The organism is Undibacterium sp., from assembly GCF_030683615.1.
Taxonomy (GTDB): domain Bacteria; phylum Pseudomonadota; class Gammaproteobacteria; order Burkholderiales; family Burkholderiaceae_D; genus Undibacterium; species Undibacterium umbellatum.
Genome location: NZ_JAUXQE010000034.1, coordinates 1 through 16326 on the forward strand (window position 1 = coordinate 1; position 16326 = coordinate 16326).

At 49.9% G+C, this 16326-nt stretch carries 13 protein-coding genes; 9 read left to right on the top strand and 4 right to left on the bottom strand.

What is annotated here, in order from left to right:
- Nucleotides 1–525 precede the first annotated feature (525 nt).
- The gene (locus Q8K39_RS17100; RefSeq protein WP_305262059.1) at nucleotides 526–1218 is read right to left on the bottom strand and encodes a hypothetical protein; all 693 of its coding nucleotides are present in this window, start codon (nucleotides 1216–1218) and stop codon (nucleotides 526–528) included.
- Nucleotides 1219–1619: 401 nt separating this feature from the next.
- Between Q8K39_RS17100 and Q8K39_RS17105 the strand changes: the two genes are divergently transcribed.
- The 4 genes from Q8K39_RS17105 to Q8K39_RS17120 all read left to right on the top strand — a co-directional run bounded on the left by Q8K39_RS17105 (nucleotide 1620) and on the right by Q8K39_RS17120 (nucleotide 5360).
- Nucleotides 1620–2747: a sensor histidine kinase gene (locus Q8K39_RS17105; protein WP_305262061.1), complete on the top strand. Its 1128-nt coding sequence runs from the start codon at nucleotides 1620–1622 to the stop codon at nucleotides 2745–2747.
- The gene (locus Q8K39_RS17110) at nucleotides 2744–3529 is read left to right on the top strand and encodes a LytTR family DNA-binding domain-containing protein (protein WP_305262062.1); all 786 of its coding nucleotides are present in this window, start codon (nucleotides 2744–2746) and stop codon (nucleotides 3527–3529) included. The genes Q8K39_RS17105 and Q8K39_RS17110 overlap by 4 nt, the downstream gene beginning before the upstream one ends.
- Nucleotides 3530–3881: 352 nt before the next feature.
- The gene (locus Q8K39_RS17115) at nucleotides 3882–4889 is read left to right on the top strand and encodes a lipopolysaccharide assembly protein LapB (protein WP_305262064.1); all 1008 of its coding nucleotides are present in this window, start codon (nucleotides 3882–3884) and stop codon (nucleotides 4887–4889) included.
- Between the two features lie 51 nt (nucleotides 4890–4940).
- Nucleotides 4941–5360 (top strand): hypothetical protein, encoded by a 420-nt coding sequence (locus Q8K39_RS17120; RefSeq protein WP_305262065.1) that lies wholly within the window; start codon nucleotides 4941–4943, stop codon nucleotides 5358–5360.
- Nucleotides 5361–5420: 60 nt separating this feature from the next.
- Here the strand turns inward: Q8K39_RS17120 and Q8K39_RS17125 are convergent, their stop codons facing one another.
- Nucleotides 5421–5738: a hypothetical protein gene (locus Q8K39_RS17125; protein WP_305262067.1), complete on the bottom strand. Its 318-nt coding sequence runs from the start codon at nucleotides 5736–5738 to the stop codon at nucleotides 5421–5423.
- Nucleotides 5739–5962: 224 nt separating this feature from the next.
- Between Q8K39_RS17125 and Q8K39_RS17130 the strand changes: the two genes are divergently transcribed.
- The 3 genes from Q8K39_RS17130 (at nucleotide 5963) to Q8K39_RS17140 (ending at nucleotide 10191) form a co-directional block, all read left to right on the top strand.
- The gene (locus Q8K39_RS17130) at nucleotides 5963–6547 is read left to right on the top strand and encodes a metal-dependent hydrolase (protein ID WP_305262068.1); all 585 of its coding nucleotides are present in this window, start codon (nucleotides 5963–5965) and stop codon (nucleotides 6545–6547) included.
- A gap of 497 nt (nucleotides 6548–7044) precedes the next feature.
- Entirely contained in the window at nucleotides 7045–9054 is a 2010-nt protein-coding gene (locus tag Q8K39_RS17135; RefSeq protein WP_305262070.1) for a glycosyl hydrolase family 18 protein, read from the top strand.
- 99 nt (nucleotides 9055–9153) lie between these two features.
- On the top strand, nucleotides 9154–10191 hold the full coding sequence (locus tag Q8K39_RS17140) for a cupin-like domain-containing protein (protein ID WP_305262072.1): 1038 nt from the start codon (nucleotides 9154–9156) through the stop codon (nucleotides 10189–10191).
- Nucleotides 10192–10254: 63 nt separating this feature from the next.
- Here the strand turns inward: Q8K39_RS17140 and Q8K39_RS17145 are convergent, their stop codons facing one another.
- A complete protein-coding gene (locus tag Q8K39_RS17145) occupies nucleotides 10255–11928 on the bottom strand; it encodes a chitinase (protein ID WP_305262075.1) in 1674 nt (557 codons plus the stop codon).
- 577 nt (nucleotides 11929–12505) lie between these two features.
- On the opposite strand from Q8K39_RS17145, the gene Q8K39_RS17150 reads away from it, so the two are divergent.
- Complete coding sequence (locus tag Q8K39_RS17150; protein ID WP_305262077.1) at nucleotides 12506–13000, top strand: hypothetical protein; 495 nt, start codon at nucleotides 12506–12508, stop codon at nucleotides 12998–13000.
- 172 nt (nucleotides 13001–13172) lie between these two features.
- A complete protein-coding gene (locus Q8K39_RS17155) occupies nucleotides 13173–15290 on the top strand; it encodes a hypothetical protein (RefSeq protein WP_305262078.1) in 2118 nt (705 codons plus the stop codon).
- A 185-nt stretch (nucleotides 15291–15475) separates the two neighbouring features.
- Here Q8K39_RS17155 and Q8K39_RS17160 read toward each other — a convergent pair whose 3' ends face one another.
- On the bottom strand, nucleotides 15476–16306 hold the full coding sequence (locus tag Q8K39_RS17160) for an MBL fold metallo-hydrolase (RefSeq protein ID WP_370868632.1): 831 nt from the start codon (nucleotides 16304–16306) through the stop codon (nucleotides 15476–15478).
- Between the last annotated feature and the right edge of the window lie 20 nt (nucleotides 16307–16326).

Consider the following 16326-nt stretch of genomic DNA (forward strand, 5'->3'; position numbering starts at 1 on the left):
AAACCCTTCGGGAACTGACGATTTGGGCGCATTGCAGCGTTGTGCCGCTTGCAAAGGCGGACGCCTTAGCTGCGCGTCACGTCTTGCACTGCATCCCAAATCGTCTTGTTCGCACTCATCCTATTTATGAAATGAGTTCTACAGGGATTTGAGACAAAGAAACAGATGATCCAGATTGTTCAGATCGCAGAGGATGATGATTTTCTGGTACTGGTTGGTGATCCAGCTGTGATCATCCGTTATGCCGGCAAATAAGGATATGAAATCATTCAATGCCTGCGCATGGACATAGCGCAGGTTCAAGTAAACAGACAACTGACCAGTAAATTAACAGGTGGGTATCAAGGCAATTCCTGAGGGAGACGGGAAAAAGGCATAGTAAGAAAAACTGTCACCGTCATTGTGAAGCAACGTCCGGCTGCATGTATGCCACCATCTCTCCCTTATTTCAAAGCATGATCTTGCTGATGTCTTGAGTAATTATAGATTCGGCATTTAACAGACAATATGGCTTGGTATTCATTATCATGATTCAGCAACTTGATTGACGGTCTTACGCTTACGTCTAGCCAAAGTGCGACCCATCCAATACAGCATCACCACTAATACCAGAAGAACAGGTACAGCCAGGATAGGAATTCCAAGTAGTGTGCTCTGACGAACGATTTTCGGGAAAACTTGCATTTGTCCTGTAAAAAAAGATGCCGTGGCGATCAGCATCGCAAAGCACATACGCCATAGATGTCGCACCAAACGGTGCGCGCCAGCGATTTGCCCTGTCCATAACATGCGAAAATCCAGAGCGGAACACAATAAACTGAGTGCACCAAATACCATCAGCGTTTGTGGTGGGCTATTTTTAGTGATTAAAGTTGTCGGATCTTTGAGAAAATGGAACCATAAACTGAGCGCATACACGCCCAGCATTGCCGCAGCAAATGCAAATCCATTCAGCACAACGCGGTTTTCTTGCACCGTCCGCTTGGTCACCAACCATGAAGTGCAAACCAGATAAGCGGTGAACAATGCCGCAACGCCAGTGACGTGGTCGGTACGCAAGAAGAGTGAAATGATGGCGGCACTGGCAGTCATGACTAACATCGACACGGTGAACATTGTCCCGGTTTTACGATGCAGTGGCGATCCTTTCGCCGCAAACATGGCGATGGCACCTGATGAGATTGCGATTAAGCCTGCAATGATATGTATCCATTTCATGGTAGTTCCTGGTTGACTGGGTGATGTATGTCAGGATGCCTCATTCATTGAAAATTATTGAGTAGATTGCGATGAATGACGGATCAGCTTGATTCAGTGACGATATGGGGTGATGACTGCCGTCAAAGTGTCGTGCCACTTGACAATGTCATTGCTCAATCAAAGCATGTGAAAATGATCACTTTTGACCGTAGAAATACACCTGTGTTTCATCGCAGCAGAACGTGACTCAAACTAAGGAAAACGTGCTTGATCACAAAGAGTTTCCTGTGTTTGCTTTGCAGTGTAAGCTGCTTATATTCTTCGCTTGTTGGTCACATAATTTGTCTTGGAGAAGGTCAGATGAGCGCTGTCAGTCGCACTACTTGTGTGGCAAATTTTCATTTTTTAAAGTGGCAACCATGAATAATCAAGAGTCATTGAGCACTACCTCGGCACTACCTGCTATTTATGATTGGAATCGCGTCAAGGTGGTTCTTTTCGCCTGCCTCATTCTGAGCATTTTAATGAAAATGACGTGGACAGAGTGGTGGATTACGATATTTGGTCGTTTGGTAATGATAGCCATGATGCAATTGACCGTATTTGGCCTTGTCGAACGCTGGCCGAAGCGATTGCCAGGCTGGATGGCGCGCTGGGTACTTCAGATTGCCGCTGTGGCAATTGTGGTGCCGTTTGCAGCGGCGATCGCCTATACGCTGACCACCTTAGGAGACCCCATTCCCTGGTACGAAACTAAGTCGAGATTGGGAGGATTCGGACAAATGGTCGGTGCCGGTCTGTTATTTTCGCCTTGGATAGCGATGTCAGCCTTGTATCGCCAAATCAGTGGTCAGGCACAGCGCCAGGCTTTATCGTTTGAGTTGGAGCGTAGTGAGCTCTCAAGGGACGCACTTGATTCGCGTCTGCGCTTATTACAAGCACAAGTGGAACCCCATTTTTTGTTCAATACCTTGGCCAACGTGCGTGAATTGGTGGATTCTCAATCTGATCAGGCATCACAGGTCTTGAATAGTTTGATCGCTTATTTACGCGCTGCCGTTCCAAACCTGAATAACGCTGCTACGACGCTGGGACAAGAATTAGAATTAGTGCGTGCTTACCTTGAATTGATGCACATGCGTATGCCTGATCGAATGCAATTTTCAATCAAGGTCGATGAGGCGGCATTAAAGGTGCAGTGTCCTCCCATGACTCTGCTGACACTGGTGGAAAACGCGGTGCGTCATGGCATTGACCCTAGTGAAGAAGGTGGCGAAATAAATGTCACGGTGCGGATAAAAGGCGAGCGTTGTATTGCGCAAGTGAGTGACACAGGTATTGGACTGAGCTTAAATCAAGGCAGCCAAGGTAGTCAGGGATTAGGAACTGGCTTGGCGAATCTGCGCGAACGCTTGCAATTAATTTTTTCAGATCAAGCGCACCTGAGTCTGACTTCGCTCGAACCGCATGGCTTTCTTGCAGAAATTGATTTCCCGGCCCAAATGCAAGCCTCAACAATGATCTCGTCCAAGGGAGAACAACAATGAAACCAACCCGTCCTACTGCCCTAATAGCTGACGATGAGCCTTTATTGCGTAGCGCGCTGGCGCGCCTGCTCACTGAGACCTGGCCAGAATTGGACATCGTGGCGCTAGCGCGTAATGGACGCGAAGCGCTGGAACAATTTAAGGAGCTTAAACCCAGCGTGTGTTTTCTCGACATCCATATGCCGGGAATATCGGGTATCGACGTAGCGCGCCAGATTGGTCGCGGTGCGCACCTGGTCTTTGTGACGGCCTATAGCGAATATGCGGTCGAGGCCTTTGCGCAAGGGGCTTTGGACTATTTGGTCAAACCCGTCGATCAGGCACGACTGGTCGAAACTGTGATGCGGGTGCGTGAGCGTTTAGGCGCTGCTCAAGAAGCGCCTGACATCGACGTGCTATTGGATAAACTGGAAGCACGCTTGCAAAGGAAAACAGCGCCAGAACCTTTACGCTGGATTAAGGCGTCGATCGGACAGTCTGTGCGCCTGATTCCAGTCGAAGATATTGACTTTTTGCGCTCGGATGAAAAATACACGCAAATTGCCTGGCGCGATGATGATGGTAAAGTTGCAGAAGCACTGATACGCACCTCACTAAGAGAGCTACTCGTCCAACTGGATGGCACCCACTTTGTTCAAATACATCGCTCGGTGGTGGTGAATATGAATAAGGTCTGCCATGTGACGCGCGGCGAGAACGAAACAGCCACCGTGTCGATGAAAGGACGGACTGAAAAACTACCAGTGAGCCGCAGTTATTTACATCATTTCAAACAAATGTAAGTACATAGCCACGGTTATTCCAGGTCAGAAGTCAATGAACCACGTTCAAAGAACGTGGTTTTTCTTTGTGCTCGCCAAAGGGGAGTACACGCTAACTCAGCTTTCTACATCCAAAAGACTGCTAGCGCCACCGCTCAAAAAGCGTCGTCGTTTCACGCTAATGTAAGGTGCAGACGTTTTTTCGTCACTTAGGATCACAAGACCGTCATTCATCCCTTTTTGCTCGATCCCGTCAGTTGAAAGCAGGATACTTCAGCATCGATCACGATTTGAAGATGCCTTACGAATGATATGGGCTTCTTCGGTCAAGCGGAAACGCCAGATCCTCACCTATTTCATTAAGGACATTATTATGAGTCGCTTCGCACATACTCGATTCTCACCAGGTCGGTCTGGCATATTGGCACTGCTGTTGACGTCAGTGTTTAGCATGCAAGCAGCCAACGGACATGAGTACACATCACTCATTAAGGCAAAGAAATATGCCGAAGTTGAACGTGCAGTCAGTAGCAAACTCGCAAGCAACGCGAATGATGCCGATGCTTTGCTAGCCAAAATTGATTTAGTGCTAATCGAAACTAAAGCGACTCGTTTCGATGAGGGCGTGAAAATCGCAGAACAATGCATTGCGGGTAATCCAAAAAATTCTGAATGTCATGAAGCACTAGGCAATGTGCTGAGTGCCAAAGCAGAAAAAGGCGGCATGATGCCTGGCATCAGTTCAATAGGAAAAATTCGCGATTCGTACAAGAAGGCGATTGAACTGGACCCCAGGAATTTTATCGCGGCCAGCTCACTCACGTCCTTTTATTTGGAGGTGCCGGGCTTTCTGGGTGGTAGTAATTCCAAGGCCAAAGAACTGATCCTTGAGACCAAAAAATTAAGCCCAGAAGTTGCAAAATTACTTCAGGCGAAGTTTGATGTAAAGGACGGTGATCTTGACAAAGCGCGAACTGGCGCATTGTCGGTCGATGCAAGTGCTACGCCAGCAGCGGCACAATTGCAGCCAGCCATCTTAGTCGAGATAGGTTTGGTAATGATCAAAGAGAAGAAATTTTCCGATGCAGAAAAAGTGTTTCGCGAAATGATCCAGCGTTACCCCGATTCTTCAGCCGCCTATCTTGGGCTTGGCAGATCATTACAAGAACAAGGTAAATTAAAAGAAGCACTGCCTCAATTGGAAAAATCCCTGAGTATTGACGCCACAGCAGCAGTGTTTTACCGATTGGGAAAAACATGGCAGGCATTAGGTGACAAAACGAAAGCCATTGCCTCCTTCGAAAAAGCACTTGCTTTCACCCCCCTATTAAGTCCAAAAGCACGTGCTGACGCGGAAGAACAATTAAAAACACTTAAATAATTTATTCGAGCTAACACATCAATTTTAACGAAAGCAATTTGGAGTAAGACGATGAGCGAAATTTCCAACACCCGACTTTATGCACTGCGTGCCATCTATTTATTGGTTGTCGTCGGGCTTGCTTTAACATTATGGTCAGATGTATTGGCATCGAAAAAACCGATTGCTTCCTGGGGATTTTTTCATGGTGTGCAAACCTGCATGATGGGCGCATTCTGGTTACTTTGCGCCTTAGGCATTCGTTATCCTTTGCAGATGTTGCCCATACTGATGTGGGAACTGATCTGGAAAACGATCTGGTTAGTCGCCGTGCCATTGCCACTTTATCTGAATGGCTCATTCGACGAAAAATTATTGCCCAATGTGATGGCGATAGGCGCGGTTGTCCTGATCTACCTTGTTATGCCTTGGTCCTATGTCTATCATCACTATGTCAAGAAGCAGGGGCATCCGTGGCGCAAGCTGGGGTGAGGCTTACATTGAAAGCACAGAGTTTGGTATCGTGGCAGCAAGCCACGTCTACCTGGGGATTTAAGCCGCCGGAACATTAGCTTTCTTTTTCCGGTGCATCATCAAAACTCTGAAGCCGCAAGCACCCAGGATAAGGATGGCTGCAATCATCCATTCAGACGACAGGGCCAGCAGATCCATTTTTTTCTGGCCTGTTATGCCGATGAGATTCAAGAGTTTCGCGCTCAGCAGTCTGAGTATGATCATGGGTACTATCCACAGCAGGCGATTTCCTTTGCCGGCAATATACAGGGAAAGCAAAACCCCCAGCGTCATAGGCAAGAACCAGAGGTAGATAAAAAGACTGAAAATGAAATTGCCTGCTCCACTGCCCATCATTGCTTCCCCACATTTGTATGGAAAACAGTGTAGCACCCGGCGCCACGAGCAAGCGCAGCCATCAAACCAAAAGCGACAGAAAACGAGAATGAGAACGACCTGTTTCGGTTTGAATGGGAATTGCCCGCATTATTCCAGCCACTTCACACCCAGCGCATACACACTTCACACGGCAAAGCTAAGCTGGCGCATCTCCACTCGCTGCCATTTGGCCACGTTCACCGATGTCTTCACTGTTGGCCCATGTCGCCGCTGGCCTGACGCTGTATTTTTGCCGTACAGGCCCACAGCCACGGCCACATATCAGTATGGGCTTGCCAGTCTTGCTGGCGATTGCTCCTGACTTTGACTATTTCGGTATCTGGTTTTTTCACCTGCGTTATGAACAGCGCTTCACCCACTCACTGTTGTTTTGCCTGCTGCTGAGTAGCACAGTGTGGCTGCTGGCAAAGCGATGCTGGCCCAGGTGCAAGACAAGGCCGGGTTTTTGGATACTTTCTCTGGCAGCCTGTTCGCACCTCTTGCTTGATATGGCAGTAGGCCGCGCCTTACCCTTGTTGTGGCCCTTGCTTAAGACTGAATTTTATTTTCCCCTGGCATTCCTGCCTGGTGCCTCGCATACCGGCATCATCAGTTATGCCTTCTGGCGCAACTTGCTGATAGAAGCCTGCATGCTTTTGCCTGTGCTGGCGGCGGTCATGATGTTGATACGACGCCAGCCGCTGCGTGCGCATCTGCCTGAGATATTACTGGTGATGAGTATGTGGTCGGGGCTAGGTTTCTGTCTCAATACCGGCTTGTTATTATAGAGACGCCAACATCAGTGGCGGTCATTGTCTTGCCATCCTTATGGAAGCGGCATACCACAGGCTGAAAAAAGACGTCGCTGAACGGGTCGACCAAAAATTGGGCTAGCCTCGACCAGGTAGATATTGCATATCAGCATCTTCACTCAGGGAATCATTGTTGGAAGACAGTTTTCCATCAAACCTAAATTTTTTTAATCAATATGCTGTTTGTTGGAGCAATACCACTTGGGGTCTTACTAATAATTGGTATTATTTTGGTATCATGTTATCAAGATATATTTTCCTCATCTTGCCCCTCAATTCCCGCTTTCACACATTTATCTTTCCCAATTGGACTCTTCTGATATAGCAATATTTTCTTTTCAAAAAAACCACTTGACTGCCCAAATTTTAAGCAACATCGTAGCCGAAGGTTTCTACGCAGAATGAAGCCTAAACCACGAAAATGACCTCGAAAAACTGGGGCATTCGTTTATTCACACCTCTGGGGGAATAGGATGAGACAAAGAACTGGAAATCGCGCGAATTACCTGATGCTAGGGCTGGTCGGCAGCATGCTGGCGGCCTGCGGTGGCGGGAGCAGCACGAGCAACTTGAGCGATACGCCCAAGACAGGCTCACATATGGCAATGCCACCGGCGCAGATGGCAGATAGCAGTTGTGCTGTATGGAGTAACACGCAAGTTTATACACAAGGCAATTGTGTCACTTACCAAGGCATCACGTATAAGGCCAAGTGGTGGACCCAGGGCAATGTCCCTGGTACAGAACAGTGGGGGCCATGGGAGGTAAGTGCTGTCACGCCTACCCCAACACCCACACCTACGCCAACTCCGACGCCCACACCGACCCCGACCCCGACCCCGACCCCGACCCCGACCCCAACTCCGACGCCAACACCCACACCGACGCCAAGCTGCGCGCCCTACGTGGCGGGCACCAGTTATCTGGCAGGCAGTGTCGTCAGCAATGCAGGTGGCTTTTATCGTTGCGATGTGGCGGGCTGGTGTTCTACCGGCGCATCTGCCTATGAACCTGGAGTGGGTTGGGCCTGGACCAGTGCCTGGACTTCGGTTACCTCCAGCGCCTGCCCAACGCCAACGCCAACGCCAACGCCAACGCCAACGCCAACGCCGACACCAACTCCAACGCCGACACCAACTCCAACGCCGACACCAACTCCAACGCCGACACCAACGCCGACACCTGTCGGTGGCCGTGAAGTCGGTTCTTATTTTGCGCAATGGGGCGTGTATGGTCGTGCCTATGAGGTAGCAGATATTCATACCACGCAGACGCCAGTCAATGGTGTGCAGACCAGCATTGCTGATCAACTGACCTTCGTTAACTATGCCTTCGGCAATGTGTATGCAAAAAATGGCGGCTATGAGTGCGATATGGTCACCAAGGCAGAGACGGGTAATAACAATCCGCCGCCTGCTGATGCTGGTACCGGTGGCGATGCCTTTGCTGATTATCAGCGTCAGCCTGCCCGCACCGTCGATGGCAAAATCATCCCCTGGGATGCCAAGCTCACCGGCAATTTTGCGCAACTGAAATTACTCAAGGCGGCACATCCAAATCTGAAAGTCTTCATTTCACTCGGTGGCTGGACCTGGTCGAAGTTCTTCTCTGCAGCAGCGAAGACGGATGCCTTGCGCAAGCAACTGGCCAGGTCTTGCGTCAAGCAATTTATTGCAGGTGACCTGCCAGTGCAAGATGGCCGTGGTGGCCCAGGCGCTGCCAAGGGCGTGTTTGACGGTATCGACATCGATTGGGAATATCCAGGCGGTGGCGGGCAGCCGTACAACACGGTTGATGCTGTTAATGACAAGCATAACTTCACCTTGTTAATGGCAGAATTCCGCGCGCAGCTCGATGCGCAAGGGGCTCTCGACAACAAGCGTTATGCGCTGACTGCAGCGATCGGCGCGGGCACTGAAAAGATCGCCCAGACCGAACCTGCCTTGTATAGCCAGTACATGGATTGGGTGAATGTCATGACCTATGACTTCCATGGCGGGTGGGAAAACACCACCAACTTCCACTCACCGCTGTACCATGACAGTGCAGACCCATCCACGGGTGTGCTTGCCAAGTACAATAGTGATGACGCCATCCAGGCCCTGGTCACAGCAGGTATGCCACGCAATAAAATCTTGCTCGGTATTCCATTCTACGGGCGCGGCTGGAAAGGCGTCAGTGCCGGGCCAAATGGGAATGGCCTGTATCAGGGAACTGGTGGCCCAGCACCAGCCACTTATGAAGCAGGGATAGAAGACTACAAGGTCTTGAAAAACAAGACCGGTACGCGCACCCTGCATCCGGTGACCAAGCAATTGATGCTGTTGACCAACAATGGCGAATGGTGGAGTTATGATGATCCGGCTGTCATCGCCATCAAGATGAAGTATGTACGTGACCAGAACTTGCGTGGCGCATTTACCTGGGAACTGGATGGCGATGCCAACGGCGTTCTCGGTAGCGAAGTCTGGAAGGGACGGTAATCCTGAATAGTTGACTGTGACAGTTAACGAGTAGTCTATGGCTGCGGGTGTGATAATGAAAAAAATTACATCCGCAGTTTTTCAGCGAGAGGAAAGCACATGAATGCACAACTCGGTTTACACAAGCAGGCACAGGCAGCACAGACAATGAGCGATGACTGGCGTCGCTGGATTGCAGAAAATCTGCTACTTGGCGCACATCCGGCAACTCTGGAAAATGTCTTGCAAAAGAATGGCTTCAGTCTGCACACTGCCAGGCTGGAAATCAGTGCCGCGCTGTCCAGCCCTTATTTTCAAGGCGTACAAAGACTCAAGAACCGCCTCGACAAGCGTGACTGGGTGTTGGCCATCGCCGCCAAACTTGATCAGATAAAACCGATGGCGCTGGAGCGCAAGCAGCAATTATCCGGCGAGAAGTTTTTGCATGACTATTACCAGCAAAACAGCCCCGTCATTATCACCGGCATGCTGGACGATTGCCCGGCGCGCAGCCGCTGGAACCTGGCCTGGTTCCGCGCGCATTTTTCTGAACGCCATGTAGAAGTGCAATTTGGCCGCAATAGCGACGCTAATTACGAAATGAACAGCATCGCCCACAAACGCCAGATGCGCTTCGGTGAGTTTGTCGATCTGGTGGAAAAAAGCGGCCATAGCAATGACATGTATATGACCGCCAATAATGACTCCAGCAACCGCAAGGCACTTAATGAACTGTGGGAAGACGTACCCTCATTGCCTGAATATCTGAAGACAGACCAGGGCAAGCAAGGCTTTTTCTGGTTTGGCCCGGCAGGGACGATTACCCCGTTTCACCATGACCTGACCAATAACTTCATGATACAAATCATGGGGCGCAAGCGCGTCAAACTCATTGCGCCATGTCACCTTGCCAAAATGCAGAATGAGCGCCATTGTTTTACACCAGTCGATGGCCGCAACATTGATCTCACACGCTTCCCCATGATGCGGGATGTGCCTGTGCTCGAATGCATATTGGAGCCAGGCGAGATATTATTCCTGCCTGTGGGCTGGTGGCATTTCGTGGAATCTCTGGATATTTCTGTCACCATCGCCGCGACGAATTTCCGTTGGGATAATGATTTCTTCAGCAATTACCCGGCTAATCACGACTTTTGATCAACAAGCTTTTGTATAGTGAAACTGCGCCGCCCGTCTTCCGACCGGCGGCGCATTTTTGCATCAAGGCAAAGTATTCAAGACAGCCTTGGTCGGTGCCGAGAAATTATAGCCATCGTGTTTATCCCAGTTGATAGACCAGGTCATGACCCCTCTGAAGTTTGGATAAGCCTGTTTGGGTACGATGGTGCCGCAGTTCAGCAACCTGGTTAAACAGTTCAGCGCATTGCTGACATCAGCCGCAGTGGTAAAGCCGGAGTTGGCTGAACTGCGCCCGGACGGCACACCAAAACCAACCTGGTCTGGGCGCAGGCCAGCAAAGGTATTGCTGCCATAGGTAAAGCCCTCAATCAGCATTTTTGCCGTGCCCACCAGTTGGTCTGCCGACCCCGCCCTGAGTGGCGCAGACTGGTAAGGTGTATAGACATCCCCATTGTTGTAATACTGTGGATGCAAAATAGTCAGATCATCACGCAGCGCATTGATGATGGGGATATAAGCACCCCAGATCGAGCCATACGAGGTAAAACCACCTTCCACATAGACCCATTCCGGTGCCATCGACAGGTAGAAGTTCGCTCCAACTTTGGCCTTCAGTTTCTTGACCCCGATCGGCAAATAAGTCTGGATAGGTGCGCCCTGTGCTACGCCATTTTCCAGATCCACATCTATGCCGTCAAAACCGTACTTGCTCATGATGTCGTACAAGCTGTTGGCAAAGTTGGTCGCCTCTGCATCTGAACCAACCGAGACGGAACCATTCTGGCCACCCAGCGATAACACCACTTTTTTCCCTAGCGCCTGCTTGGCCTTGATATCCGCAATAAATTGCGCCTCGCTGCCAGCACCGGGGTCCAGCGTAAAACTCACATTGCCACCACCAGCATTGTCGCCAAACGAAACCACGATGACATCCCAGTCATTACTGACTTGCGAGATAGGATAAGTATTGCCGCTGGGGTTGGTAAAGTTATGCCAGTAACCCACCAGCGCATGCTTGGCCAGGCCAGGGATAGGTGTGGGAGTTGGTGTAGGGGTTGGCGTTGGTGTAGGGGTTGGCGTCGGCGTCGGCGTCGGAGTAGGGGTTGGTGTCGGAGTAGGGGTTGGCGTAGGAGTTGGTGTTGGTGTTGGGCAGGCACTCGATGTGACTGATGTCCAGGCACTGTTCCACGCCCAGCCTACACCAGGCTCATAAGCCGATGCACCGGTAGAACACCATCCCGCCACATCGCAACGATAAAAGCCGCCTGCATTGCTGACCACTCTTCCAGCCACATATTGGGTGCCAGCGACATAGGCAGAACAGTTTGGCGTCGGCGTTGGTGTGGGGGTGGGCGTAGGTGTCGGGGTAGGTGTGGGCGTTGGTGTAGGAGTTGGTGTTGGAGTGGGGGTAGGCGTTGGCGTTGGTGTGGCATCACATGCACCTTTACCCGTCCAGGGTTTGCCGCTGCCAGAGGCCCCGCTGTTGGTCGCAGGATTTTCATTCCGCGTCCACCAGTTCGCGACATAATTATTACCGCCCGCACTGACCAGCGCACCGCCGTTATAGGGTGTCGCTGCATCCCAGGCGGCATAGCAAGCCGTAGAAGCGACAGCAGGCGGCGCTTGTGGTGTGCTTGCCGGGCCAGTTCCATTACCAGCACTGTCACTGCCGCCACCGCATGCCACCAGCAAACCACCACTGGTCGCGCACAGCAGCATGTTACGAATCAGGTTTCTTAAAGTTGTATTTTCCATTGCCGTCTCCCCCCATGATTTTGTGAATGTTGAACTTGTCTTTACTCCCAAAAATACATTCCTGAGTGGCTTGTCTTAGCCGCAAATAGCCGCTCTAAAATTAAGCATGTGGGTCCTGAATTTGCGCGTCAACTGGTTTTATTATTTTCTGTCCACTTGCATACCATTTAATTTCCGTTCAAGCAAATGCAATGCAAATGAGCCTCAAATGCGCCGTTAACGCGGTGCGCTTGTTAGCTTCTGATCAGACCAGTCAAGGCGTTTTCGCTAGTGGTATTAGCGCCGCTTATTCCGCTAACAAGGGGGAGGCAAGACGATATGAGATACAAGCCGCATCCGTAAACTTACACGGCGAAAACATGTGCGGTGGGCTTACTGCAACCGTAAGCAAGATTGCTGCTAGAGAGAAGTAAAAATATAGAACTATCGAGTGTACGGGGAAGCTCTGTATCGATTCTCTCTATCTATCCTGTAACATGCTTCTGGACACTTAGCTTGTGATAGAAAAAGAACTATATTGCCAGGTCCCCAGCCAGGCAGACACCTACACTTCTACATCATTACTTTGGGACTTGCCATGAAACTCAGATTTGCATCCTTTATTCTGTTATTCGTCACTAGCATAGCGTTTGCACAGGGCTTGCCACCCACAACGCAATTGCCGGATTGGGCTAACCGGCAGCTTGATCGCTTGTCTCAGCAAAAATCGATAGAGGTGAACAGTCGTATCAATCCCTTTGTCTGGCGCGGCAATTTTCTGGGTACTGGCAAGGGGGATCTGGCGGTATTGGTCAAGGACCGCAAGAGCAAGAAAGAGGGCATCGTCTTCTTGTCACATGGTAAAGCCAAGCCTGTCATCGTGGGTGCCGGACATGCGATTGGCAATGGTGGCGACGATTTTTCCTGGCTGGAACTTTGGTATGTCGAAGATAAAGGGTCGTTGCAGCAGAGCTATCATGACAAGCCCGTCAAGTTACAGAGCGATGGCATTATTGTGGCAAAGGAAGGCTCAGCCAGTGCCTTGATTTATTTGAAGGAGGGAAAAGCGATCTGGCGACAGCAGGGGGACTGATTTTTTAAAGGTATCCACGATGCCTATGGGCCTTGAGATGGATATAGAATACGCTGTGTCAATATCACAGAGAACAAATATGATGTTGATTTGCATATGGCTGGTTCCAGGTGCGATTGACCGGCAAGATTGATGCGAGTATTCAACATGAGCAATTCTTACGGAAAATAATATGACATTGAACGCGTCTGCGCCGACTCCCGGGTTACCGGGTGACATTGAACCATCAAAAATGACCATCAATCCTTCGTCTTCGCTCCCGGACGTGCAAACAGATGGCGCAGCGGAAGACGTTCTTGAAATACTGAATAAATATTCGGTAAGCCTCAATACGCAAAGCTACCCAGCCAGCCTGTATGCAGAATCGCTGCTGTACATGATTTATTGGTTCCATCGTCTGCGTGATCCCGTCCGCAAGAATGGTATCGAAGATAGCATCGCTAAATATTTAAGCCTGGCCAGTGAGTCGGCGGTAGTAAAAGCCTTATTGTCGGATCAACAGCTTCAAGTACAGGCCAAGCAGCGCATTGATCAGGGCGTCATGGTGCGCAAGACGGTTGATGTGCTCGTGATGCGCGATGGAGAAAATGGACGGGAATTTCTTGTCCTGGACCGGGCATTTTTCCCTGAAGGCATGTCTCTGCCGGGCGGCTTGCTGCAAGATGAAGATGAGCAAAACGAAATTGGAATTCCAGCAAATATTTTTGCAGCACTCCGGGTAACTGGCAGCAAAGTGTTCGGATCTTTAGCACCAGAATACGGGATTGCAGAAGCGGGCGGACGGAAATATTATTTTGTGCGGAGCGAAGTAAAAGACGGGGCAAAGAAGGAAACGGAAAACGAAGCCCGCATCTACATGGACAGAACCGTTACCCACGGATATCGCGACCATCTCAAAGAGATTGCTGTCCCTTCAGACCCGCGTCATATCGTCGATACAGTTGGATTTCTGGTAGAAATTTTCGACACCGAAGGCGTCCATGGCAGGTGGTTGCCCGAGAGCGTGATGACAACGCCGAATGCGAAAGAAGGCGCCTTTGCCTTTGGTCATCACAAACAGATCGCTGCTGCGCTGGTGGCAAAAAATTTTACAAAAACCCAGGGTATTTCCCATCACGAATGGATACGCGAATGGGTAAGGAATCCGGTGGACTTATACCGTGAATTGCGCACGCGATTTGAGTTGAATAACAATAGCCCGGATACCCCAGTCCTGGAACTGTTGACAGTGGTCGAGTATTTCCGCAGCCAGATGACACTCCCTGAGATGGATGAGAAGTGTCGCGATAATGCGGCACTGTCCTTTATGCGTGATCAACTGCTGCATAAATTCCACCATGTCACGATACAGAATGGTGCAATGTGTCCGTATGCTCCGACCTTGCGTATACTGTTCGAAGCAGTGGGTTTCTTCGATATTGCATGTCGCTCAGAGAAAAAACTGAGTACCCATTTCCAAAAAAAATACTGGTATCGCTATGAAGAGCTGATGCGCCGGATTCCTGAAGTCATCATCATCCCGACTTTCGATAATATTTCTGCCACTGACCTCATGAAAATAAGGGGTACGCCTATCTATTTTATCGGCGTATCAACAGAGCCTGTCTATGTCGATGAATTCTGGCAATCTCCACTCGAATTCCTCATCCACGACCTGAACCACGCCTGGAAGATGATGGACATGGACGACCGGTTTTTCCAGCATAGCCCAGAGGTCAACAGGGATGAACTGATCAACAAATCCAATGCCTTCATCCGCGAGTACTTCCCGACTATCGCCATTCAAAAGACGGATACGGAAGAACAGAAGGAAATGAAGAAGCTCAAGAAAATCCTCTTGTTCGAGGTGGGCCATGAAGATGCCCGGCCTCTGTTGCCAAATATCGTCAGCGAAGCGTTGCTTGAAGATGAGGGATATGAATTCCCGGATATCGTCGTCCGTTATGATGAGGAGGGTAAACAGGCATATCTGGAACAGCGCACCATTCCTGGTATTACTGCTCTTTCTTACGTCAGACATAAACTACAGCACGGCTTCTTTGACCAGACTGATGCACAGAACATCCAGATCGTCTCGCCAAAGTATCGCACGGTAGAGTGGATAGTCAGAGCCACGGAAGAGTTACTGAGCGAAATGCAGGCGACGATTCCACCCGCAGTGCTAACCGAAGGCTTGACGGAATACCTGACCCGGCAGGCATGTTCCCGAGGCCCTTCGATACTGCATGCACCGGAAAATCTGGACCCTGCTGTAGAAGAGTATGGGGATGGCACGGTTTCGAGGGAATAGTCGCACCCGTCCATTGAGACTCTCAGCCTGCGAATTCTCATAAAAGTGATCAGCGATTCATTTGGACGCAGGAACACCAAGGCGTGAGCAAGGTATCGCTGTGGTAGTGCTTTGATGGTCCGGTCAACTTTTCGACCGGAGCGCTCTTCATTGGAAGGAAAAATACCAAACCAGCCTCAAGCTAGTTAGCAAGCTGTGGAATCATTTTTTTGTACTGTCAATGACTGCAAGCATTGCGCGTGCCGATGAACCTCCGGCGCTATCAACGGTCCGCCGTGTCCCATGTAAAAACGCTTACTGCCTGAAACCAGCATTTTATTCAATTCTTCAGAGACAGTTTCTGGATTATCTTCGAATGGCGGGCGTATTGCATTGCCAGTCCTGATGAGCCCGCCAAGCAATACGCCAGATGCAAGTAAATCTCCGACCATTGCGTCCCCGGTATCTAACTGAACTGAAACTGAACCTGCTGTGTGACCTGGGGTGTGCCTGGCTGTGCCCGCTGCTCCAAAACAGGCCAAGTCGAGTACGTCGCCAGCTTTCAATAAAATGTCAGGTGTAAATGGAACGTAAGGCTGCAAAATTAAGCCCGTCTTTAGAAATATCCGGCCAAACCATCCCGTCGCGCAAAAAGTCATTTTCTTCTTTTGCAGGTAATAATCAAGGTCGCCCTCATGAGCAAGAATCGGTGCACCTGACAATTCGCGCATCCGTGCAGCACTTCCCGCATGATCTACATGCGCATGGGTGATGACGATGAGTTTAATGTCGCTGAATGTAAGGCCACGTTTTTTTAGTGCATTTCCTATTTTTGATTCTGATCCTGGCAGACCGGCATCCACCAGGATGCAGCCAGTTTCACCAATAATGAGGTGACAGTTGATCATTCCGAAGGGTGCAATGGCAATTCGAATAATTTGAGGCGAGATCATAGCAATACTTTCCTTGAAGATGAATGGTGTTCTGCCAGCCCCTGCTTTGCAGATAAGCTTATTGTCTATCCTTTCCACCTTCACGCACTATGCTAATATCAGCT

Coding starts and splice junctions, on each gene's coding strand:
- Q8K39_RS17100 (WP_305262059.1), bottom strand. CDS start 1,218: ATGAAATGGATACATATCATTGCAGGCTTAATCGCAATCTCATCAGGT.
- Q8K39_RS17105 (WP_305262061.1), top strand. CDS start 1,620: ATGAATAATCAAGAGTCATTGAGCACTACCTCGGCACTACCTGCTATT.
- Q8K39_RS17110 (WP_305262062.1), top strand. CDS start 2,744: ATGAAACCAACCCGTCCTACTGCCCTAATAGCTGACGATGAGCCTTTA.
- Q8K39_RS17115 (WP_305262064.1), top strand. CDS start 3,882: ATGAGTCGCTTCGCACATACTCGATTCTCACCAGGTCGGTCTGGCATA.
- Q8K39_RS17120 (WP_305262065.1), top strand. CDS start 4,941: ATGAGCGAAATTTCCAACACCCGACTTTATGCACTGCGTGCCATCTAT.
- Q8K39_RS17125 (WP_305262067.1), bottom strand. CDS start 5,738: ATGATGGGCAGTGGAGCAGGCAATTTCATTTTCAGTCTTTTTATCTAC.
- Q8K39_RS17130 (WP_305262068.1), top strand. CDS start 5,963: ATGTCTTCACTGTTGGCCCATGTCGCCGCTGGCCTGACGCTGTATTTT.
- Q8K39_RS17135 (WP_305262070.1), top strand. CDS start 7,045: ATGAGACAAAGAACTGGAAATCGCGCGAATTACCTGATGCTAGGGCTG.
- Q8K39_RS17140 (WP_305262072.1), top strand. CDS start 9,154: ATGAATGCACAACTCGGTTTACACAAGCAGGCACAGGCAGCACAGACA.
- Q8K39_RS17145 (WP_305262075.1), bottom strand. CDS start 11,928: ATGGAAAATACAACTTTAAGAAACCTGATTCGTAACATGCTGCTGTGC.
- Q8K39_RS17150 (WP_305262077.1), top strand. CDS start 12,506: ATGAAACTCAGATTTGCATCCTTTATTCTGTTATTCGTCACTAGCATA.
- Q8K39_RS17155 (WP_305262078.1), top strand. CDS start 13,173: ATGACATTGAACGCGTCTGCGCCGACTCCCGGGTTACCGGGTGACATT.